This is a genomic window from Novosphingobium sp. ZN18A2, assembly GCF_036784765.1.
Classification (GTDB): Bacteria; Pseudomonadota; Alphaproteobacteria; order Sphingomonadales; family Sphingomonadaceae; genus Novosphingobium.
In genome coordinates this window covers 206760-229134 of the sequence record NZ_CP136651.1, presented here as the reverse complement: position 1 = coordinate 229134, position 22375 = coordinate 206760, and the positions used below count along the sequence as shown (strand labels likewise).

Genomic DNA, 22375 nt, shown 5'->3' with positions numbered 1-22375 from the left:
CGATTACCTGTTGCATCGCGGTGCAGGCCGTTTAATCAAGCGATTAAACCGGACATCGGGGCAATCGGTGCGCAAGAAATGGGCGAGGTGATGGGCGAAACAAGGCACGGCGCGGCAATTCTCGACACGGCGGCGGCACGGTGACGGAGCCGGGCAGCGACACGGCCGACCTGGCGGATGGCCTGCGCCGCGTGATGGCGCGGGCGGGCTTTCGCGGCGAATTGGGCACGCCTCACCGCCTTTCGGGCGGCGCCAATATGCAGAGCTGGCGCTTTTCCTGCGGGGACGAGGATTTCGTGCTTCGCCGTGCGCCGTCGCAGGAATGGATCGAAGCGCGCCCCGTCGCGCTTGCGCAAGAAGCCGCAGTAATCCGCCGCGCGGTGGCGGGCGGCGTCATGGCGCCCGAAGTGATCGAGGAACTGACGCCGTCCGACGGGATCGGCATCGGCTTCGTGATGCGGGCGATCCCCGGTACGGCCGATCCCAAGGCTGTGCTGGCGGGCGATCCGCAGGCGATGATCGGCGATCTTGCGACCGCGCTGGCCCGGATTCACGCGCTCGATCCGGAAGGGCTGGACTTCCTTCCCGTGCTCGACCCCGCATCCGGGGTGGAATCGCTGGCCGAACAATTCGAAAGTTATGGCGGCGACCGGCCGGTTATCGCGCTGGGCCTTGCGTGGCTGCGCGCCAACGTGCCGCCGCCCGCCGCGCCCCGGCTGGTGCATGGGGACTTGCGCATCGGCAACGTCATGGCGCACGATGGCCGCCTTTCCGGCGTTCTCGACTGGGAACTGGCGCATACCGGCGACCCGCACGAGGATCTTGCCTATGGCTGCATGACCGTGTGGCGTTTCGGCAAGCTCGATGCGCCAGCCTTCGGTTTTACCGACCTGGAAACCTATTTCGCGGCCTATGAGGCGGCGGGCGGTGCGCCTGTCGATCGCGCGCGTTTCCGGTTCTGGCTGGTCTATCGCACGGTGTGGTGGGCGCTCGGCTGCCTTGGCATGGGCACCTATTGGCGCGGCGGCACGGACCGTTCGCTTGAACGCGTGGTCGTTGCCCGCCGCGCGGCGGAGCAGGAACTGGACCTGTTGCTGTTGCTTGAATCCGATGCGCCCGAAGAAGAGCGGCAGCGCCGCCTTGCCCCTGCGCCGCAGCCGGAGGGCGAGCGCCAGGGCGAGCCGTCAGCAGGCGAAATCCTGACCGCCATATCCGAATGGCTCGCCGCGGCGGTAAAGCCGAAGCTGGAAGGGCGCGACCGGTTCGACCTTGCGGTTGCACAGAACGCGCTCGGCATCGTGCGGCGCGAACTGGCGGGCCGCCCCGATCCGCATGACCGCGTGCTGGTGGAAGATCTGCTTTCCGGGCGGGCCACGCTCGCCACGCCCGGCCTGCTTGCGCGGCTGCGCCGCACGGTTCTCGACACGCTGGCATCCGATCAGCCGAAATACCCGGCGCTTCCGCGCGCGCGGGAGGAATGGGAAGGAAACTGATGGACTTCGACCTGCCCGAGGCGCTTGTCGCCTATCTCGCCGAACTCGATACTTTCATCGAGAAAGAGATCAAACCGCTTGAGGATGCGGACGACAACATCCGCTTCTTCGATCACCGCCGCGAATGGGCGCGCACCGATTTCGACAATGACGGCCTGCCCCGCCACGAATGGGAAGACCTGCTTCGCGAAGCGCAGCAGCGCGCGGACAAGGCCGGGCACTGGCGCTTTTCCGCCCCGAAGAAATACGGCGGCAAGGACGGGTCCAACCTGTGGATGGCGGTGATTCGCGATCACTTCACGCAAAAGGGCCTGGGCCTGCACAACGACCTGCAGAACGAACATTCGATCGTCGGCAATTTCCCCTTCGTGAACATGTTCGAACATTTCGGCACAGAGGCCCAGCAGCAGGAATTCATCCTCGGCGGGTTCGAGCGCACGCGCCGCGTTGCCTTCGGCCTGACCGAACCGCACCACGGATCGGACGCCACGCACATGGAGACGCGCGCGGTGCGCGAAACGCGCGATGGCGTGCCCGGCTGGCGCATCGACGGCGAAAAGATGTGGATCACCGGTATGCACGTCGCCACGCACTGCGCCGCGTTCTGCCGCACGGCCGGCGAGGACGGCGACGCGCGCGGCATCACCTGCCTTCTGGTGCCGGCGGGAACGCCGGGCATGGTGGTCGACGAATACATGTGGACCTTCAACATGCCGACCGACCATCCGCGCATGCACTTCGAAAACTGCTGGGTTCCCGAAACCGCGATGCTTGGGCCGGAAGGCGGCGCGCTCGCCATCGCGCAGAGCTTCGTCCACCAGAACCGCATCCGCCAGGCGGCAAGCTCATTGGGTGCGGCGACGTTCTGCGTGGAGGAATCGGTGAAATACGCCCGCCAGCGCAAGCCGTTCGGTGAGGAACTGGCAAAGAACCAGGCGATCCAGTTCCCGCTGGTCGAACTTGCCACCCAGTGCGAGATGCTGCGCATGATGATCTACAAGACGGCGTGGCAGATGGACAAGCTGGAGCGGGGCGAAGGCGGGCACAAGGCGATAGAGCGCGAGCTTTCGGACAAGATTTCCATGTGCAACTACTGGGCGAACCGCCTTGTCTGCCAGGCGGCGGATCGTGCGATGCAGGTCCACGGCGGGATCGGCTATTCGCGGCACAAACCGTTCGAGCATATCTATCGCCACCACCGCCGCTATCGCATCACCGAAGGCGCGGAAGAGATCCAGATGCGCAAGGTGGGCGCGTACCTGTTCGGCTATATCGGACCGCGCAAGGGCAAGATCGGCTAGGCGCGCGGCCCCGTGCAAGTCAGGCGCGCGCAGCCGGGCGCCTGACTTGCATCGATTCGTCGGGCCGGCCGGGTTCGATCAGGTCTGCGACGGTTTCGGACAGGTCTTGCCACACGGGTCGGATCGGCCGGTATGAAGGCTTGGCGACGGAATAGACCGGCGCGGTGCCGTTATTCGACCATGCGCCTTCGAACAGCAGCGCGGCTTCGCGCCGCCGCCGTGCGACGATGGCGGGTGGCCTGTTCCACCGGAGGAATGCACTGCGCGCCGCCTCGCGCTCTCCGCGCAGGAACCTGGCCACCCAGCTTGCCCGGCGGATCGCGCCGGTGTTCCAGTGGAAGGAAAGCGCGGCTGCCAATTCGTGTTCGGCCGGATCGTGGCTTGCGAAGGCATCGAGTACCGGCGGCAGATAACGTTCGCGCAGCAGCCAGATATAGACTTCCAGACAGCGCGAAACCGGCTGGGGATTGTCCTTGTATCGGGGATAGACGCGGTGTCCGGATGCGCCGGTGATGCCCACGCTCCACGTCCATATGCCCTGGCTGTCGCGATAGGCTTCGCGAACCAGCCCTTCCTGCGCCAGCAGCTCGAGAACGATTCGGGGGGTAAGGCTGCGCAATGTGCGGCTCCTGCAAAAGCCGCGTACATTCCTTGCCTTGTGCGCTGTAGGACAGCGAAACTGAAACCCATCGGCCCCCCGCCGCATAGGCGGGAGGTCGGATGGGGTCGCACATGATCAGGCCAGCGCGGCCTTCAGCGCATCGGCAAGGTCGGTGCGCTCCCACGGGAAATGCTCGCCGTCCGGCTCGCGGCCAAAGTGGCCATAGGCCGCCGTGCGGTAATAGATCGGCTTGTTGAGGCCCAGTCCTTCGCGGATGCCGCGCGGGGTCAGCCCGCCCAGCTTTTCGCGCGCGACGGAGGCAACTGCCGCTTCCAGTTTGTCATCCGCGTGCGTGCCGGTGCCATGCGTATCGACATAGAGCGACAGCGGTTCCGATACGCCGATCGCATAGGCGACCTGGATCGTGCAACGCTTGGCCAGCCCGGCGGCAACGATGTTCTTGGCAAGGTAGCGCGTTACGTATGCGGCCGAGCGGTCGACCTTGGTGGGGTCCTTGCCCGAGAACGCGCCGCCGCCGTGCGGAGCCGCGCCGCCATAGGTATCGACGATGATCTTGCGCCCGGTAAGCCCGGCGTCACCGTCGGGGCCGCCAATCTCGAACTTGCCGGTCGGGTTGATGTGATAGACGGTCTGGTCCGAAAGCAGCTCTGCCGGGATGATCTCGGCCACGACTTTCTTCACATAGGCCTTCAGTTCGGCCTCTTTCGCGCCTTCGTGATAGCCCGGCTTGTGCTGGGTGGAGACGACGATCGCGGTCGCCGCCGCGGGCTTGCCGTCCTTGAAGCGAAGCGTCACCTGGCTCTTGGTGTCGGGTTCAAGGAAAGGCGCGGCGCCGGAATGGCGGTCTTTCGCCATGCGTTGCAGGATTTTGTGGCTGTAATCGAGCGTCGCCGGCATCAGGTCGGGCGTCTCGTCGCAGGCGAAGCCGAACATGATGCCCTGGTCGCCGGCGCCCTCGTCCTTGTTGCCGGCTGCGTCCACGCCCTGCGCAATGTCGGAAGACTGCGGGTGCAGGTGGTTCTCGAACGTCAGGTTCTGCCAGTGGAAGCCCTTCTGTTCGTAGCCGATGTCCCGCACGACCTCGCGAACGCGCTTCTGGATTTCTTCCGGTGCGCCGGGCGCCCAGTTGCCGTCGCGGTCGATCATGCCTTCGCCGCGCACTTCGCCGGCCAGAACCACAAGATCGGTGGTGGTCAGCGTTTCACAGGCGACGCGCGCATAGGGGTCTTTTGACAGGAACAGGTCGACAATCGCGTCGGAAATCTGGTCGGACACCTTGTCGGGGTGGCCTTCGGACACGGATTCAGAGGTGAAGAGGTATTCGCTGCGCATGCGGTCCATCCGATATAAAGGAATCTTTATGTCGCGTTTCCCCTAGCGGGCGCGACGGCGCGTGGCAACAAGACTGAGCACAAGAAGTACTATCGCCCAGCCAAGCGGAAGCCGGTTTCCAAGCCGTGAAAAGAGCGTGGGATCGTGCGGGGGCGGAACCAGTCCGTCGATCCGGCCGGGAGCGTTGCGTCCGATGTGCGAAACCACCGCGCCGTCCGCGTCGATCACCGCGCTGATGCCGGTCGTGGTTGCGCGCAGGATGGGCAACCCTTCCTCTATCGCGCGCATCCGCGCCTGGGCGAGGTGCTGCGGCGGGCCCCATGCGCCGAACCAGCCATCGTTCGACGGATTGAATAGGAAATCCGGCCGGTCCGCTTCGTCCACGACCTCTCCGGAAAAGACGATTTCATAGCAGATCTGGAAGCCGATCCTGCCCCAGCCGCCGTCCGCGATCCTGCCGAAATCGATCGTCTTCGGGCCGGGGCCGGGAAAGAAGTCCAGCGACCCCGCGACCAGCCGCGAAAGGCCGAGCGGCGCCAGCAGGCTGCGCATTGGCAGGTATTCGCCATAGGGAACAAGATGCGCCTTGGCATAGCTGCCACGGAACGCGCCGCTGGGGTCGATCGCGGACACGACGTTCCACGCGCCGATCACCGCACCTTGTTTCATCGCCAGATCCACCGAGCCGGTGAGCAGCAGGCTGCCCGGCCCGATCACCCGGCCAATCCGCTCCCGCGCCAGAACCGGATCGGCGGCGTAAGTCGTCTCTTCGTAAAAGTAAGCGGGATAGCCGGTGCGCAGGTAGTCCGGGATTGCCGATTCGGGCCAGAGCACCAGCCGGTGTTCACCCGGCTTTCGGGGCAATGTCAGCCGCGCGATGCGCCGGAATTGCTCCTCGTATTTGGTCGGATCGTCGATCTCGTCCTGCGGGATGTCCGGCTGGACGAGGGTGAAGGGGAGTTTCCCCTGGTGCGAATCCCCGCCAAGCGGAAGCAGCATCAACGCGCCCGGAATCGCGAACAGGGCTGCGGCGGCGGGAAAATGCCGGTCTTGCGTCTTGCGCCAGCCGGCAAGCCACGCCGCGGAAAGCAGCACCACAAGGCCGGACAGCGCGTATGTGCCGGTCCAGGGCAGAATACGCGCCAGGCCCGGACGGCCGAAGCCGCCCAGCGTCACCGCGCCGAGCGGGTTCCATGGAAAGCCGGTGAACAGCCATCCGCGAATCCATTCGGTTACGATCCACGCCCCGGCGAAGGCCAGCGCATGCGCCAGCGCGGGACGGGCGGTGCGGCGCCGGGCGACCGCGCGCGCGGCAAGCGCCGCAAGCGCCGGGAAGATCGCCAGATACAGCGAAAGCAGGACAACGGCGATCCCGCCAAGCCATGCGGGCATCTTGGCCTGATAGGTAAAGGCGGTGGCGATCCAGTTGTTGCCAGCGGTGAAATGGCCGACGCCCCACAGCCAGCCGATCAGCGCGGCATGGCGCCATCCGTTCGCGTTCCGCGTGGCGGCCATCAGCCAGCCTATCGCAAGCAGCGTGAATGGCCATGCTTCAAGCGGCTGAAACCCGGTCGCGCCGATTGCGCCGGCAACGGGCGCGATCCACATCGGACGCGCGGAAACGAAGCTGCCGAGGCGCGAGAGGCGGTGCGCGATCACGCGCGGCTTGTGGCCGTTCGCGGCGCGGGTGGCAAGCATTGCGGCTTGCGTGCCGCCGCGTCAGCTCTCGACCGTGGCTGACGCTTCGTCCTTGGCCGGATTCTTGCGCGGGCGGCCGCGCCGCTTCGGTGCGGGGGCTTCGCTCGGCACTTCCAGCGTTTCTTCGTCGCGCGAAGAATCTTCCTCGCGCGAAGAAGAAAGCGCGGGCGGCAGGCTTGACGGATCGAGTCCGTTATCGCTGCTTTCGCCGCCTTCCGCTGCTTCGGAACGGTCGCTCCGCGTGCGGCGGCCGCGCGCCGGGCGCGTTTCGCGGACGAAGGGGTTCTTGTCGTCTTCGGAATCGATCGGATCGCCTTCCGAAACGATGGCGCCCTGTTCGCTGCGCGTATCGTCGCGTTCGCGGCGGTTGCCGCTGCCGCGCTCGCGCCGGGGGGCACGCTGCTCGCGCTGTTCGCGGCCCGAAGAGCCACGGCTTTCGGTTTCGGATTCGTTTTCGTCGCTGTCGTCGTCCGAATCCGAATCCTGCCAGCGATCGTTGCCGCCGCCTTCCCTGTTGGGGTTGTTGCGCTGGCGCTGTTCGTCCTGGCGGGCGCGCTGGTCGGCGATCACGCGGAAATAATGGTCCGCGAACTGGAGGTAATATTCCTCCTGAACCCGATCGCCGTTCAGATGCGCGTCGTGCGCCAGCTTCTTGTACTTGTCGAGCAGCTGGGGCGCATTGCCGCGCGCACGACTGTCTATCCGGTTAAGCTGCTGGCCGCCTTGCGCGCGGTTGTTGCCGCGGCCGCGCCGGCGGTTGTTGCCACGATTGTTATTCAACTCAGGCACTTCCTTGTCTGGGGCGGCCCATGCGGTTTGTACTGACTTTCTCTCCGCGTGGCCGCGCAACCCTCCGCCACGGGTCCCCACGGACCGTGGTGTTTCCAGCATCTGCTTCAGGCCGGATCCCGTCCGGTCGCTTGCGCAAATGGTGGAGTTGGCCGGGACGGGAAGCCTTCGTCCGTCGCCCTGCCTGAGGACATAACTAGTGACCGCTTGCCGCCTTGCCAAGCGAAATATTGCCTTGAACGCGCATTTCCAGTGCACGCGGCCTTCCGGCAAGGTCGCGATGGAGCCGTGTGGAAAGACCCGATTCGGCGGCTATTGCGCTGACCGCGTCGGATTGGCGCGCGCCGATCTCTACCAGCGCTATGGCTTCCGGCGTCAGCAGGGCGGGCAATTGCGGGACCAGCACGCGATAGGCATCAAGCCCTTCCGGCCCCGCAAACAGCGCGCCGCCGGGTTCATGATCGCGCACCACGCGTTCCAGCGGCGCGTCGTCTTCCACATAGGGCGGGTTGGCCAGAACAAGGTCGAACCGGCCAAGGCCCCGCGCCCAGCCGGGTTCGTCCCAATCGCGCGCCATCATCGTCGCGCGCGCGGCGATGCCGGTGCGTCGGGCGTTTTCCCGCGCGACGGCCAGCGCCGCTTCGGACCGGTCGATCCCGATCCCTTCGGCTCCGGGAAACTCGCTCAGCGCGGCCAGCAGCAATGCGCCTGATCCGGTGCCGCAATCGAGCACGCGCCGCGGTGGTTCGCGATTGGTGAAGGCCGCGCAGGTGGCTTCGATCAGCGTTTCGGAATCCGCGCGCGGCACCAGCACGGCGGGCGTTACCGCAAGGTCGAGGCTCCAGAATTCGGTATGGCCGACGATATAGGCGACAGGTTCGTGCGCGATGCGCCTTGCCATCAGCGCTTCGAACGCGTGCGGCGCGGGATCGGCCATGTGCCGCAGCAACAGGTCGGAACGCGAAACGCCCAGCGCGTGCGCCATCAGCAGTTCCACGTCCAGCCGCGCGGTCGATGCGCCGGGGCCAAGCGCGGCGGTGGCTGCGCGCAGCCGTTCCGCAACGGTCATGCGCCGATCGCGGCCAGCCGCTTGGCCTGGTCCTCCGCCGTCAGCGCGTCGATCAGTTCGCCAAGCCCCGGCCCTTCCAGCACTTCGGGCAAGCGGTGCAGCGTCAGGTTGATGCGGTGATCGGTCACGCGGCCTTGCGGGAAATTATACGTGCGGATGCGCTCGGAACGGTCGCCCGAACCCACCATCGCCTTGCGCGCGGCGGCTTCCTCGCCCTGCGCTTCGTCGCGCATCTTTTCATAAAGCCGCGCGCGCAGCACTTGCATGGCCTTGGCCTTGTTCTTGTGCTGGCTGCGTTCATCCTGCTGGGTGACGACGATGCCGCTGGGCAAGTGCGTGATGCGCACCGCCGAATCGGTGGTGTTGACGTGCTGCCCGCCCGCGCCGCTGGCGCGGTAGATGTCGATCTTCAGATCCTTGTCCTCGATCGCAACGTCCACTTCGTCCGGCTCGGGCAGGACCGCCACGGTCGCCGCGCTGGTGTGGATGCGCCCGCCGCTTTCCGTCACCGGCACGCGCTGCACGCGGTGGACGCCGGATTCGAACTTCAGTTTGGCGAACACGCCGCTGCCGGCGATGTTGGCAACCACTTCCTTGAAGCCGCCCAGATCGTTGGCGTTGACGCTGATCGTTTCCACCCGCCAGCCCTGCTCGGCGGCAAAGCGTTCATACATGCGGAACAGGTCGGCCGCGAACAGCGCGGCTTCATCGCCCCCGGTGCCCGCGCGGATTTCCAGCATGGCGGGCCGGCTGTCGGCACTGTCGCGCGGCAGCATGGCGATGGCGAGCTTGTGTTCCGCGTCGGGAAGGTCGCCCCTGATCCGCGCCGCTTCCTCTTCGGCGAGCGCGCGCATTTCGGGGTCGGCATCGTTCAGCGCTTCCAGTTCCGCCAGTTCCCCGCGCATTTCGCGCACCGCTTCGGCGGCGCGGGCGACGGGTTCCAGTTCGGCATAATCGCGGCTGGCGGCAACGAAATCGCCGCCTTCCAGCGTGCCGCTGGCAAGCCGCGCTTCAAGCTCTGCAAAGCGGTGCGCGATCTGGGAAAGGCGGTCGTCGGAGACGGTCAATGCGTTACACTCTACGTTCGTCATCCCGGCCCTGAGCCGGGATCCCGCTTCTTATCGGACAGTCGCGGGAAAGAAAGCTGGACCCCGGATCAAGTCCGGGGTGACGAGATTATCGGGAATAGCGGAGCTACAGTCCGAACTGGTCAAATACGGCGGAAGCATCCGCAGCACGGGCATAGCCGTTGTCGAGAAGGTTGAGGCCGTTCGAGGGCACGCTGTCGCGAACGTCCAGCGAAATCAGCACCGCAGGATCGGCCTTTCGTGCGCGGTCATAGCGTTTGCGAACGCTGCCGGTAGTAAACGCCTCCGCGCTGAACCCGGAACGCCGGAAGGCGGCGACAAGGGCCAAGGCTTCGGCTTCGCGCTCAGCGTTCTCGGCCGCAATGGCGACCTCAAGCCCGGCGGATTGTGCATCCCCCACCAGCATCGCCAGCCGCTCGATCCCCGCGGCCCAGCCCACCGCGGGCGTGTGCGGTCCACCCAGGGCTTCCATCAGCCCGTCATAGCGCCCGCCGCCCAGCACGGTGCCTTGCGCGCCCAGCTGGTCTGTTACAAATTCAAACGCGGTGTGGCGATAATAGTCGAGGCCGCGCACCAGCGATGGCGCGCGGGTCCATGCCACGCCTGCCGCATCCAGCCCGCTTGTGACCTTGCCAAAAAAGTCCTGCGCTTCGCCGTTCAGGAAATCGTCGATCTTCGGCGCGTCGACGGTGAAGGGCTTGTCGCGCGGGTCTTTCGAATCGAGGATACGCAGCGGGTTGCGCTCCAGCCGGTCTTGCGAATCCTCGCTCAGCGAATCCTTGTGCGCGCGGAAGTATTCCACCAGCGCGGCGCGCCATGCCTCGCGGCTGTCGGCATCGCCCAGCGTATTGAGTTGCAGCGTCACGCCGTCCGCGATGCCCAGTTCTTTCAGCAACTGGTCGGCCATCACCAGCAGTTCCACGTCCGCCTGCGGTTCGGCAGCGCCAAGGATTTCGGCGTCAAGCTGGTGAAACTGGCGATAGCGGCCCTTTTGCGGGCGTTCGTAACGAAACAGCGGCCCGTGCGTGGCCACTTTCAGCGGCGCATATTGCTGCCAGCCGTCGGTGAGGTAGGCCCGCGCGATCCCGGCGGTGAATTCCGGCCGCAGGGTCAGCGATTCGCCGCCGCGATCGTCGAACGAATACATTTCCTTGGAAACGACATCGGTGGTTTCGCCCAGCGAACGGCTGAACACCGCGGTCTTTTCAAACACCGGCATTTCCACGCGGCGAAAGCGATAGAGCTTGCGCACACGTTCGAAGGTTTCGACCACGAAGGCGAAGGCTTCTGCGTCGGCCCCGAAGATATCCTGCGTGCCGCGAATGGCCTTTGGCGTTTCGATCTTGCTCATGCGTCGCGCCGATAGCCCGATTGCGCGCATCGGGAAAGCCGCCGTTTGGTGCAGGCGGGCGGTTGCCATTGTTACTTTCGCCCGCCATGAGCGCGCGTATGCCAAAAATCCTTGCGGTCGCCCCGCTCTTTCTCGCGCTTTCCGTTTCCACTCCCGCTCTCGCCCAGGCCCAGGACGCGGCAGCGCGTTCGATGCCCGTGGCAACGCCGATCCAATATCGCGTGCCCGATCCGCAGAACGTGCCCTATGCCGGCACGATCGCGCTCGACATCGATGCCACGGACGTGACGCGCGGCGTCTATCGCGTGACCGAAACGATCCCCGTCGCGGCCGGCACCGATGCGATCACCCTGCTTCTGCCGGCCTGGCTTCCGGGCAACCACGCGGCGCGCGGGCCGATCAACCTGCTGGCCGACGTGCGCTTCTTTGTCGACGGGAAGCCGGTGGTTTGGGAGCGCGACCCGATAGACGTGCGTGCGTTCCACGTTTCGCTGCCCAAGGGCACGACCAGCCTTGTCGCGCGGTTCGTCCACACGTCCCCGCTGACCGGGCGCGAGGGGCGCATCACCATGACGCGCGAGATGCTGAACCTGCAGTGGGAGAAGATGAGCCTCTATCCCGCCGGGCACTACACCCGCCTCATCACGTTCAAGCCGACCGTCGCCTTCCCGAACGACTGGACGGTGTTCACCGCGCTCGACGGGAAGGCGCAGAGCGGCAACCGCGTGACGTGGGCCGCGACCGATTATGAAACACTGGTCGATTCGCCGATCTTCGCGGGCAAGTATGCCCGGCGGTGGGACATCGGCAACGGCGTGCATCTTGACGCGGTGGCCGACGAGGCGCGGTTGCTGGCGATCGCGCCGGACCATCTGAAAGTCTATCGGAACCTGACCGACCAGGCCGTCAGGCTGTTCGGCGCGCGGCACTTCGATCACTACGATTTCCTGCTGGCGCTGACCGACCGGATGGGCGGCATCGGGCTGGAACATCACCGGTCGAGCGAAAACCAGTACGAACCCGGCACGTTCATCGACTGGGACAGGATGGACTGGGACCGCAACGTGATCGCCCACGAATTCGTACATAGCTGGAACGGCAAGTTCCGCCGCCCCGCCGGGTTGTGGACGCCCGCCTACAGCGTGCCGATGCAGGATAACCTTTTGTGGGTCTATGAAGGGCAGACGCAGTTCTGGGGCTATGTGCTGGCCGCGCGCTCGGGCATCCAGACGCCGCAGACCGTGCTCGATGCCTTCGCCGTCACCGCCGCGAAATATTCCGAAGGTCAGCCGGGCCGCGCGTGGCGCTCTGTCGAGGATACCACGTTCGACCCGATCATCGACGGACGCCGCCCGCAACCATACGGCTCATTGTCGCGCAACGAGGACTATTACTCCGAAGGAGCGCTGGTCTGGCTCGAAGCCGACCAGATCATTCGCGAAGGCACGAAGGGCAGGAAGGGGCTGGACGATTTCGCGAAAGCCTTCTTCGGCATGCGCGACGGCGACTGGGGCGAGCTGACCTATACCTTCGATGACGTGGTGAAGGCGCTGAAAGGCGTATATCCGGCCTATGACTGGGCCACGTTCCTGAAAACCCGGCTCTATGCGCCGGGCCAGCCCGCGCCGCTGAAGGGCATCGAAATGGCGGGTTACAAGCTGGTGTGGAAGGAAACGCCCAACAGCTATGAGAAGGGCCGCATGGGGCATAGCGGCAACCTGAACCTGTTCTATTCGCTGGGCGTGGACCTGAACGGAAACGGCACCGTCGTTTCGACGCGCTGGGACGGGCCGGCGTTCAATGCCGGGCTCGTCAACGGGGCAAGGATTGTCGCGGTGAACGGTGAAAAATATTCGAAGGATCGCATGACGCGCGCGATCACCGCGGCGAAGGGCGGCAAGACGCAGATCGACCTGCTGGTCCAGCGCGGGGACCGCTTCCTTACCGTGCCGGTCGATTGGCACGGGGGGCTGCGCTATCCGTGGCTGGAAAAGGCGGTGAAAGGCACCGCCCCGCTCGACCGCCTGATGGCGCCCCGCCGATAGGGCGTCTGCTACTTTCGGCCCGCCCGCTGCATCGCCTTATTGCGGTGCAGCACGGTGCGGGCTAGAGGCACGCGCAAATCCACAGCTCACCATCCATAGATCACAGGGCCATACCCCATGCGCATCGACAAGATTTCGACCGGCGACAATCCGCCCGAAAGCCTGAATGTCATTATCGAGGTTCCGACCGGCGGAGAGCCGGTGAAGTATGAATTCGACAAGGCATCGGGCGCGCTGTTCGTCGACCGCATCCTGCACACGCCGATGCGCTATCCGGCGAACTATGGCTTTGTGCCGCACACCCTTTCGCCCGACGGCGACCCGCTGGACGCGCTGGTGATCGCGCGTTCGCCCTTCATCCCCGGATGCGTGGTGCGCGCCCGGCCGATCGGCGTCCTCAACCTCGAAGACGAACACGGCGGCGACGAAAAGCTGATCTGCGTGCCGGTGGACACCACGTTCCCGTATTATTCGGACGTGGGCGAAACCAAGGATCTGCCCTCGATCATCTTCAAGCAGATCGAGCACTTCTTTACCCACTACAAGGACCTGGAAGCCGAAAAGTGGGTGCGTATCGGCAACTGGGGAGATGCGGCGGAAGCGCGGCAGATCGTGATCGAAGCGATAGAGCGCGCCAAGGCCGCGAAGGCCGGCTGACGGCTATTCTACACTGACGGCTATTCTAGACCGACGGCTATTCCACGGGGCGCGACGGATCGAGCAGGTCGCGCCCGCCTTCCTGGCCGGCGCGTTCGCGCTCGACCAGTCCGGCGATATGGTCTTCGGGCGCAACATCCTGCGCTTCGGCCTCTTCGCGCGCGGGCGCGGCGGGTTCCGCCACCGGTTGCGGCGCCTGCGCCTCGCGATCGAGTACGACGCGATAGCTGGTATCGGGAAAAACGATTCCCGCATCGCGCAGCGCGGCGCGCACCGCCTGCAATGCGCGGGTTCGCGCCTTGTAGAAATCGGTCGCGGTCTGGTCGATCCAGCCGAACGCTTCCAGCACCATCGTGGGCCCGGTCATCGAATCGACCAGGACCAGCGGTTCGGGATCGTCGAGCACGAAATCGAGCGACTTTATCGCCTGCAGGGCCAGCGCCCGCGCGGCTTGCGGCTCCACCCCGTGGTCGATTGGATAGGAAAAGTCGAAGCGGCGCTGCGGATTGGTGGTGAAGTTCAGGATCACTGCCTTGAACACCGTGGAATTGGGGATGCGCAGGTGGTTCCCGTCAAGCGTCATCAGCACGGTGGCGCGGCTGGTCAGGCGGATCACGCGGCCTTCATAGGTGTCGATCAGCACGTGGTCGTTCGCGCGGAACGGCTGGCGCAGCGACAACATCAGCGACGATACGTAATTGTCGATCGTGTCCTTGACCGCGAAGCCTATGGCGATGCCCACAACGCCCGCGCCGCCAAGGACCGCGCCGATCAGCGCGCTTGCGCCCAGGATATCGAGCGCGAGCACGATGCCGCCGACGACGAAGACGAAGCGGATCGCGCTGGCCACCAGTTCCGCCAGGAAAGGGTTGGGCGCAAGCCGCCGCCACAATCCGTCGCGCGCGGCAATGAAATAGCCCAGCGCGCCCACGATCAGCGCAACCAGCGCCGCGACGCCGATCAGCGGCAGCGCCTGCACAACTTGCTGCGCGCGTGACGATACCCCGCTGAGCGCCGGGTCGAGGTTGCGTTCTACCGCAAGGTTGCGGGTCAGCCGGTTCTGCACCGTCACAACCCCGGCAAGCCGCTGCGCGATGGAGCCCGCCTGCCCGATCGCTTCTGCGCTGGGCACCTCTCCGGTCAAGGTGACGACGCCCGACGAGACGGAAACCTTCACGTCCGACAGGTCCGATATCGCCGCATAGATGCCACGCAGCCGCGCGGCGATCTGCGCATCGTCTTCCGCGGCCGACGTGGCCGAGATCGCGGGTGCGGGCGCGGGTGTTTCGGTCGCCGCGGGCGAGGGCGCGGGGATCAGGCTTGCTTGCGCCAACGCGGGCGGGGCGAGCGTCAGGCAAGCGGCACCAAGCGCGCACAGAACGGCACACAACACACGCATGAAGCCATGTTTCCCCGTGATACGATCAACCACAGGATAAACCCGCGCGCCATGCGCCGGGTTCCCGCCGGGTTCAGTCGCCCGCAACGCTCATACCGTCGATGCGCAGGGTCGGCACGTCGATCCCGCGATGGATGTCGAGGTCGTTCGCGGCGGTCATCGCGGCGAACATGTCGATCAGGTTTCCGGCAACCGTAAATTCGGCAACCGGCCCGGCGATTTCGCCGTTCACGATGCGAAAGCCCGATGCGCCGCGACTGTAATCGCCGGTCACGCCGTTCACGCCCTGGCCGATCAGTTCGGTCACCAGGATGCCGTCGGCAATGTCGGCGATCATGTCTTCGCGGCTGACGGCCCCGGCTTCCAGCACCACGTTGGACGCGCTGACGCCCGGCGCGCCCGATGCGCCGCGCGCGGCGTGGCCGGTGGGCTGTTCGCCCAGCTGTCGGGCAGAGGCCGAATCCATCAGCCAGCCGGTAAGCACGCCCTTTTCGATGATGGTGCGCGGCGCGGTCGGCAGGCCTTCGCCGTCGAACGGGCGCGAACGCAACCCGCGATGGCGCAGCGGATCGTCGGTGATCGTTATCGCGGGATCGAAAATCCGCTCTCCCCGCTTTTCCAGCAGGAAGCTGGAGCGGCGGGCGATGGCGGAGCCGGAAATCGCCCCCAGCAGGTGCCCGACCAGTGACCCGCCGACGCGCGGATCGAACACCACCGGCAACTTTGCGCTTTTCACGCGGCCCGGATGCAACCGGGCAACCGCGCGATCGCCCGCGCGCCTGCCGATTTCCGCGGCGGCAAGAAGGTCTGTCGCGTGGCGCGCCGTGCGCCAGCAGTAATCGCGCTGCATTCCCGAACCTTCGCCCGCGACGACGCTGGCCGAGACCGAATGGTTGGTGGCGGCATAGCTGCCCGAAAAACCGTGACTGGTGGCCAGCGCGACCACGCCGCGCCCGGAACCCGCGCCCGCGCCTTCGGAATTGGTCACGCCGGCAACGGCGCGCGCCGCATCTTCCGCCGCAAGCGCGGCTTCGCGCAGTTCCTCTGGCGTCGGCTCGTGCGCGTCGACAAGGTCGAGCTGCGGCATCGGCCCCTTGAACAGGCGATCTTCTGGGGCAAGCCCGGCATACTTGTCGGCCGGCGCCAGCCGCGCCATGGCCACCGCGCGCTGGGCCAGTTCGTCCAGCGCCTCGTCGCTGAGGTCGCTCGACCCGATGGAGGCGGAGCTGTTGCCGGTGAAGACGCGCAGCCCGATATGTTCGCCTTCCGACCGCTCGACATCTTCAAGCTGGCCGAGACGCACCTGCACGCTTTCGGACGAATTGGCGAGGTATACCGCGTCGCCCGCGTCCGCTCCGGCGGCGCGCGCTCGGGCGATCAGCGCCTGGCAACGCTCCTGGGCTTCGTCGGCAGAAAGCATGGAAAAACGGCCTTTCGCATCGGGTTCAGGGACGCAACCGGGATCGCGTCCGCGAAGAACCGGGCTCTAGCCGGTGGCGCGCGTTGCGGCAATGCACAGACAGCTATCGGGCAGAAGGCAGCTATCGGCCAGAGGAGGCGCCATAAGGGGGAGGAGGCCGCAAGGGCCGGGCGCGTCAGACCAGCGCGGCCACGCCCTGGTACAGCCCCGTCAGGATGAACGGCAGGCCGATCGCCAGCGCCCATAGCGCGAACTGGTCGCGACGGTATGTGGTTCGCATGGCCGGATCGTGGAGGGCCGCTTCGGGCATCCGGTCCCAGCGGTTTTCGAAGCGGCGGCACAGCGGGATGATGGCGGCGACCAGAACGACAAGCGCGAGAAGCGGAAGCGCCGAACCGCTTGTCCCCTCTATCGCGCGCATCGTCACGAAAATCTGCAACGCGGTATAGACCAGCAGCGCGTAGGCGATGTTGTCGCTCATCCGCTTGCGCCAGTCGAGCGGATGCGCATCCGATGGCTCTACGTGCAGAAGTCGCGCGTGTCGCCGGTCGGCTTCGGCGTGGCTGTTGTTGATGGCCTTCATCGTCTGTTGCTGGCCCTTTTGTTCCAATCCCTGACCGAATAGAACACAGGTTGCGGTGCACAAGCAAGGACATTGCGCGCCTGCCCGACGTGCGTTGCAGCGGGGGTTTTGGGGAGTGTCGGGAGGTAGCGGGCCGGGCTTTCGGGCTATCGGCCGCGCAAGCTATGCACAAATCCTGCCAAATGCGGCCAATACGGGCTTTCGCACGGCTTTGCGCACCGCTATTGGGCGATTGCGAGCCATTGAGATGAAGCCAAGCCGCAGGACCAGGATGAACGCCTTAGCCGATACCGAACAGGATGCGCCTGAAGATACGGCGCCCGAACAGGCCGCCCCGCCGCTGGAAGGGCGCGGGCTGGAAGTCGTCTCGATCGCGAAAAGCTATGACAAGCGCGCGGTGCTGACCGACATCTCGCTGACCGTCGCCAAGGGAGAGGTGCTGGGCCTGCTGGGGCCGAACGGTGCGGGCAAGACCACCTGCTTCTATTCGATCATGGGGCTGGTGCGGCCGGATTCGGGCCGCATCCTGCTTGACGGCACCGATATCACCAACCTGCCGATGTATCGCCGCTCTATCCTGGGGATCGGCTATCTTCCGCAGGAAACGTCGATATTCCGTGGCATGACGGTCGAACAGAACATCATGACCGTGCTCGAACTGGTAGAGCCCGACAAGGCAACGCGCGAGGCGGAGCTTGACCGGTTGCTTGACGAGTTCGGGCTTACCCGCCTGCGCACCAGCGCGGCGATGGCGCTTTCGGGCGGTGAACGGCGCCGCTGCGAAATCGCCCGCGCGCTGGCGGCGAAACCGTCGATCATCCTCCTTGATGAACCCTTCGCCGGCATCGACCCGCTTTCGATCAGCGACATCCGTGAACTGGTGCGCGACCTGAAGCAGCGCGGGATCGGCGTGCTGATTACCGACCACAACGTGCGCGAGACGCTGGATATCGTGGACCGGGCCTGCATCATCTATGGCGGACAGGTGCTGTTCGCGGGCAGCCCGGACGCGCTGGTGGCCGATCCCAACGTGCGACGGCTCTATCTGGGCGAGGGATTTACGTTGTGATTGTCTTTTCCGGCAGTCTGGACAGGCGTCACCGTGCCCGGCGGTTGCGCTGCCGGATCGGCACCGGATGACACGTCAGCAAGACTGCCACTAGCGATCATGTCTCTCGCGCCCCGCCTCGACATTCGTCAGACCCAGTCGCTGGTCATGACGCCGCAGCTGCAGCAGGCGATCAAGCTGCTGGCGCTGTCGAACCTGGAAGTCGAAACCTTCATCGGCGAAGCGCTTGAAGCCAATCCGCTGCTGGAAATATCGCCGCAAGAACCCGATCGGCCGGCCGATGCGGGTGAGGGTGCCCCCGAAGACCCGCGCCGCACACATCTTGAAACGTCGCCGGTTGACCAGTTGGTGGGAGAAGGCCGTGCGGCGGACGATCGCCCGCTCGATATCGATGCCGGTGCGATCGACGCCGACCGCGATACCGGTGACGGCGCGCGGGCGGAAGGAAGCGGCAGCGACTGGAGCAGCGCGGGCACGGGCGGCGGCGAAGCGCCCGATATCGACGAGCGTGGCGACTTTGCAGAGACGCTGGCCGAACACCTTCATGCGCAGATCGGCATAGTCGCGAAGGATGATCGCGCGCTGTTCCTCGCGCGCTGGCTGATCGACCAGCTTGACGAGGCCGGATACATAACCGTGCCCTTGCGCGAAGTGGCCGATAACCTTGGCGTTGCGCTGGTAGAGGTGGAAGAGGCGCTGGTGCTGGTCCAGTCGCTCGATCCCACCGGCGTGGGCGCGCGCGATCTGGGCGAATGCCTGGCCCTGCAGGCGCGCGAGGCCGACCGCTACGATCCCTGCATGGCGACATTGCTCGACAATCTTGACCTGATCGGGCGCGGCGACCTGGCGCGGTTGAAGCGGATGTGCCGCGTGGACGACGAGGATTTCGCCGACATGCTGGCCGAACTGCGCGGATACGATCCAAGGCCCGGCCTGCGTTTCGGTGACGGGCCGGCGGGCGCGGTTGTGCCCGACGTGCTGATATCGCCGGGGGAAGAAGGCGGCTGGGACATCGCACTGAACCAGGAAACGTTGCCGCGCCTGATCGTGAACCGCAGCTATTATGTCGAGATGCGCGGGGCCTGCGTGGCGAAAGACGCAAAGGCGTGGCTGGGCGAGAAGCTGGCCGATGCCAACTGGCTGGTAAAGGCGCTCGACCAGCGGCAGAAGACGATCCTGAAAGTCGCGGCGGAGATCGTGAAGCAGCAGGACGGGTTCTTCCGCCACGGCGTTTCGCACCTCAAGCCGCTGACGCTGCGCGCGGTGGCCGAGGCGATCGAAATGCACGAATCGACCGTCAGCCGCGTAACGTCGAACAAGTACCTGCATTGCGAACGCGGCACGTTCGAGCTGAAATATTTCTTCACCTCGGGCGTGGCGTCGGCCGATGGTGACGGGGCGGTTTCGGCCGAAGCGGTGAAGGCCGCGATCCGCCAGTTGATCGATGCCGAAGACCCCAAGAAGATCCTGTCGGACGATACGCTGGTCGATCTGCTGAAGGAAAAAGGCTTCGATCTCGCGCGGCGCACCGTCGCCAAGTACCGCGAAGCGATCGGCATTGGCAGCTCGGTGCAGCGGCGGCGGCAGAAGAAGCTGGCTGCCGTGCGCTGATTTCCGATGCTTGCGCAGGCAGCGGCGGTTTCCGCCCTATTCGGGCGCCAGCGCGCCACTGCTCGCGCCGCCGTCGGGGCGTTCGGCCAGCATGTGCTGGATCATCCCTTGCAGGTTCGCGTCATAGCGGGCGAGCACGGCATGGTCCTCTGCCGTGTTCCAGTGCGTGATAAGCTCGCGCCCGTTCCACCAGTGCAGCGCATAACCGGGTGGATCGGCAATGATCAGTTCGCGCTGGTCGGGCGTGCCGGGATCAATGGGCCGAAGGTCCAGCGCCACTTGCGGTGCGGTGGACGGGCAAGTCGCCACCACAAGGCCTTCCCAGTGGGTCGTGATCGCGCGGTGGATGTGCCCGCAGACCAGCCCGATCACGTTTTCGCGGCCGCGCAGGCATGATGCGAGCTGCTCGACCCAGGGTTCTGCCGGATCGGTGTTCATCCAGGGAATCCCGACTTCGACCGGCGGGTGGTGCTGGACGATCAGCGTCCGTCTGTCCGGCTGCTCGTCAAGCCGGGCCGAGAGCCATTTTGCGCGCGTTGGGCAGAAAGCGCCGCCGTGGCGGCCTTCTTCCAGCGTATCGAGCACCAGGATGCGCAGGTCCGGCGTGTCGACCTCGTATTGCAGGAAGCCGTCGGCATAGTCGTACTCTGGGAAGGCCGCGTTGAAATTCGCACGGTCGTCATGGTTGCCCAGCGCCATGTGCACCGGGAAAGGCAGGCCGGTCAGCGCCTCCTTCAGGCGTTCGTAGCTTTCGGTGTCGCCGCGGTCGATCAGGTCTCCGGTGGCCAGCAGCATGTCTGGCTGCGGGTCGAGCGCTTTCAGCGCGGCGACCGTGCGATCCAGCCGCTGGCGGTTGAATTCGCCCGGCGTATCCGGTTCGAACCCCAGGTGGATGTCGGTGATCTGTGCGATCAGCATGGCGTGCCCCCGGCCATCGATCAGCGCGCCGCCGCCTGGCTCAGCCGGGTTGGCGTGGCGGCATCCGCGGTGTGCATCTGCTGCTTGCGCTTGTCCTTCGGTTCCCACGGGGGGCCGTTGTCCATGTGATAGGAATGGCACATCGCACAGCTTGAATCGACCGGGTCTTTCACCTTGATCGAGGCAAGGTGCGTGCCCGCCTCACCCACGTGACACGTGCGGCAACCGCCCGGCCCGTCAAGCCCCGGCACCAGCAGGTCGTTTGCGTCGTTCGATGTTTCCGCCTTTGTGTGGCAGGTCTGGCAGTCGGACTTGGTGTGGTCTTTGTGGCTGAACCAGCCGGTGTGGTAATAACGCGTGTTCTGCGCGACGTTTTCGACCGCGAAGCCGCCGGTCGCCGCCGTGCCGGTGCGCGTTACCACGTGGCAGTCATAGCACATCCCGCCCTTGGTAAAGACCGCCGCGATCGCCTGGCTCGCGCGCGTCGGATAGAAGCGCACCGCGCGCGCATAGTCCGCCGCGTTCGATTGCCGCGCGGCTTCGCCCGGCTGGCGGCGCGAAAGACCCGAAAGGTTCGGCGGACGCACCGGCCCGGTGCCGCGATAGAACGCGCGCAGGTCTGCCACCACTTGCGCGGGCTTGCCGTGCTGAAGGCTGCGGAAGGTGCCGTCCACCCGGTCGAAGTTGAGCGTGTGGCAGGTTTCGCAGGCCTGCTCCATCTTCACCGGCTGGTACCGGACGCCCGTGGCGTCGACCTTGTGGCAATCCTGGCAATCCAGTGCCTTTTCGCCCTTGTAGAGTGCGGGGCGGCGAATCACCATCTGGGCGACCGCGTTGGTTTTCGACAGGTGCTGCTTGTGGGTGAACTTCAGCCCGTCGTTCTCACGCAGGTCCGGCGTCCACGCCACGCGCTTGAGCAGCGGCTGTTCGGGTGCCGGGTCAACCACGATGGCGGGGCGGAATTGCGGGTGGTCCGTCCCGAAATCGGCGGCGTCGCCGATGGTCGTATCTGGCAGGCGTTTCTTCATCCCGGCGTGGCAATCCGTGCAGAACTTCTGGCGGGTTGCGGGCATAGCACCGGCGCCGGTGTGTTCGGTGTGACATTCGACACACCTGCCCGGCGGACGGTTGAACATCAGCGCGACCGACCGCTGCAATCCGGCAAGTCCGGTCGGCGTGCCACGTGCCAGCGTAAGCCGTTCGACGGCGCTCTGCCCCGGCCGGTCGGCAATGTGCTGGTGCGCATCGTCTGTGTGGCAGGTGAGGCAGGCATTGTCGCGCACGGCCACGAAGGCATCGACGTGGCAGGCCTGGCAATCGCCCTTCAGCTTCTTGTGCGCATCCGAAAGATGGCCCGACGACCACACCATGTCCGCATGCCATCCGGCTGGGCGGCGGGCGTCCTTGTGCAGCGCCAGCGGCTGGTAGGTAAGATAGCTCCAGACCGGGAAGGCGAGGAAGGCGACCAGCACCAGGATCGCGAACGTCCATGCCGACATACGCTTTCCGGGCAGCAGGCCCTTCAGCGTATAGACCGATCCCAGGTCGCGGTCCTCGGCGCTTTCCGAAAGCGCGGACACGCGGCGCACCGCGAAATCGGGAAATCCCGTTTCGCCGTCGCGCGAAACCTGGATGCGGTGCCCGCCGAAGGCAAGTTCAGCGCCTTCGGCAAGGTCGATCTCGCCGCGCGTGGTGCTGCGTCCGTTGAGTTCGAACGGCTGTTCGCCGATCGATTCGATGGTCAGCGCGTCGTCACCCGCGCGCCGGATCATCGCATGGCGCGGGTCCACGGCAAGGTCGGGCAAGTGGATGCCGCATGACGAATCGCGCCCGATGGCAAGCTCGTCACCCTCTACCTGCGATGCGCGGACGATCTCCGTACCATCGGACTTGAGGGCGATCTGGCGGACAAGGAAGGTCATCTCTCTTG

At 65.7% G+C, this 22375-nt stretch carries 18 protein-coding genes; 6 read left to right on the top strand and 12 right to left on the bottom strand.

The window, feature by feature from the left end:
• Positions 1–140 precede the first annotated feature (140 nt).
• The gene (locus RXV95_RS01190; RefSeq protein ID WP_338467203.1) at positions 141–1493 is read left to right on the top strand and encodes a phosphotransferase family protein; all 1353 of its coding nucleotides are present in this window, start codon (positions 141–143) and stop codon (positions 1491–1493) included.
• Positions 1493–2794: an acyl-CoA dehydrogenase gene (locus RXV95_RS01185; protein ID WP_338467202.1), complete on the top strand. Its 1302-nt coding sequence runs from the start codon at positions 1493–1495 to the stop codon at positions 2792–2794. Before RXV95_RS01190 ends, RXV95_RS01185 begins: the two co-directional genes overlap by 1 nt.
• 19 nt (positions 2795–2813) lie before the next feature.
• On the opposite strand, the gene RXV95_RS01180 is transcribed toward RXV95_RS01185, so the two are convergent.
• From RXV95_RS01180 to hisS, 7 genes are all read right to left on the bottom strand, one after another.
• Entirely contained in the window at positions 2814–3413 is a 600-nt protein-coding gene (locus RXV95_RS01180; protein WP_338467201.1) for a hypothetical protein, read from the bottom strand.
• Between the two features lie 117 nt (positions 3414–3530).
• Positions 3531–4748 (bottom strand): methionine adenosyltransferase, encoded by a 1218-nt coding sequence (gene metK, locus RXV95_RS01175; protein ID WP_338468602.1) that lies wholly within the window; start codon positions 4746–4748, stop codon positions 3531–3533.
• Between the two features lie 42 nt (positions 4749–4790).
• Positions 4791–6446 carry an apolipoprotein N-acyltransferase gene (gene lnt, locus RXV95_RS01170; RefSeq protein WP_338467200.1) on the bottom strand — a complete coding sequence of 552 codons (1656 nt, stop codon included), beginning with the start codon at positions 6444–6446 and terminating at the stop codon, positions 4791–4793.
• A 21-nt stretch (positions 6447–6467) separates the two neighbouring features.
• Entirely contained in the window at positions 6468–7226 is a 759-nt protein-coding gene (locus tag RXV95_RS01165) for a DUF4167 domain-containing protein (protein ID WP_338467199.1), read from the bottom strand.
• A 205-nt stretch (positions 7227–7431) separates the two neighbouring features.
• On the bottom strand, positions 7432–8304 hold the full coding sequence (gene prmC / locus RXV95_RS01160) for a peptide chain release factor N(5)-glutamine methyltransferase (RefSeq protein ID WP_338467198.1): 873 nt from the start codon (positions 8302–8304) through the stop codon (positions 7432–7434).
• On the bottom strand, positions 8301–9371 hold the full coding sequence (gene prfA, locus RXV95_RS01155; RefSeq protein ID WP_338467197.1) for a peptide chain release factor 1: 1071 nt from the start codon (positions 9369–9371) through the stop codon (positions 8301–8303). The genes prmC and prfA overlap by 4 nt, the downstream gene beginning before the upstream one ends.
• 127 nt (positions 9372–9498) lie before the next feature.
• Positions 9499–10743 (bottom strand): histidine--tRNA ligase, encoded by a 1245-nt coding sequence (hisS, locus tag RXV95_RS01150; protein ID WP_338467196.1) that lies wholly within the window; start codon positions 10741–10743, stop codon positions 9499–9501.
• A gap of 98 nt (positions 10744–10841) precedes the next feature.
• Here hisS and RXV95_RS01145 point away from each other — a divergent pair, with 98 nt between their 5' ends.
• Together RXV95_RS01145 and ppa are read left to right on the top strand one after the other, a co-directional pair.
• A complete protein-coding gene (locus tag RXV95_RS01145; protein WP_338467195.1) occupies positions 10842–12788 on the top strand; it encodes a peptidase M61 in 1947 nt (648 codons plus the stop codon).
• A gap of 117 nt (positions 12789–12905) precedes the next feature.
• The gene (gene ppa / locus RXV95_RS01140) at positions 12906–13445 is read left to right on the top strand and encodes an inorganic diphosphatase (RefSeq protein WP_338467194.1); all 540 of its coding nucleotides are present in this window, start codon (positions 12906–12908) and stop codon (positions 13443–13445) included.
• Between the two features lie 37 nt (positions 13446–13482).
• Here ppa and RXV95_RS01135 read toward each other — a convergent pair whose 3' ends face one another.
• The 3 genes from RXV95_RS01135 to RXV95_RS01125 all read right to left on the bottom strand — a co-directional run bounded on the left by RXV95_RS01135 (position 13483) and on the right by RXV95_RS01125 (position 16847).
• Complete coding sequence (locus RXV95_RS01135) at positions 13483–14844, bottom strand: mechanosensitive ion channel family protein (RefSeq protein ID WP_338467193.1); 1362 nt, start codon at positions 14842–14844, stop codon at positions 13483–13485.
• Positions 14845–14917: 73 nt separating this feature from the next.
• Complete coding sequence (locus tag RXV95_RS01130) at positions 14918–16264, bottom strand: TldD/PmbA family protein (RefSeq protein WP_338467192.1); 1347 nt, start codon at positions 16262–16264, stop codon at positions 14918–14920.
• Between the two features lie 175 nt (positions 16265–16439).
• Positions 16440–16847 carry a hypothetical protein gene (locus RXV95_RS01125; RefSeq protein ID WP_338467191.1) on the bottom strand — a complete coding sequence of 136 codons (408 nt, stop codon included), beginning with the start codon at positions 16845–16847 and terminating at the stop codon, positions 16440–16442.
• A gap of 271 nt (positions 16848–17118) precedes the next feature.
• On the opposite strand from RXV95_RS01125, the gene lptB reads away from it, so the two are divergent.
• Together lptB and rpoN are read left to right on the top strand one after the other, a co-directional pair.
• Positions 17119–17916 (top strand): LPS export ABC transporter ATP-binding protein, encoded by a 798-nt coding sequence (lptB, locus tag RXV95_RS01120; protein ID WP_338467190.1) that lies wholly within the window; start codon positions 17119–17121, stop codon positions 17914–17916.
• A gap of 99 nt (positions 17917–18015) precedes the next feature.
• Positions 18016–19527 carry an RNA polymerase factor sigma-54 gene (gene rpoN, locus RXV95_RS01115; protein ID WP_338467189.1) on the top strand — a complete coding sequence of 504 codons (1512 nt, stop codon included), beginning with the start codon at positions 18016–18018 and terminating at the stop codon, positions 19525–19527.
• 36 nt (positions 19528–19563) lie between these two features.
• On the opposite strand, the gene RXV95_RS01110 is transcribed toward rpoN, so the two are convergent.
• Together RXV95_RS01110 and RXV95_RS01105 are read right to left on the bottom strand one after the other, a co-directional pair.
• Positions 19564–20445, bottom strand: a complete 882-nt coding sequence (locus RXV95_RS01110) for a phosphodiesterase (protein ID WP_338467188.1) — start codon at positions 20443–20445, stop codon at positions 19564–19566.
• A 20-nt stretch (positions 20446–20465) separates the two neighbouring features.
• On the bottom strand, positions 20466–22367 hold the full coding sequence (locus RXV95_RS01105) for an FHA domain-containing protein (RefSeq protein WP_338467187.1): 1902 nt from the start codon (positions 22365–22367) through the stop codon (positions 20466–20468).
• Positions 22368–22375 lie beyond the last annotated feature (8 nt).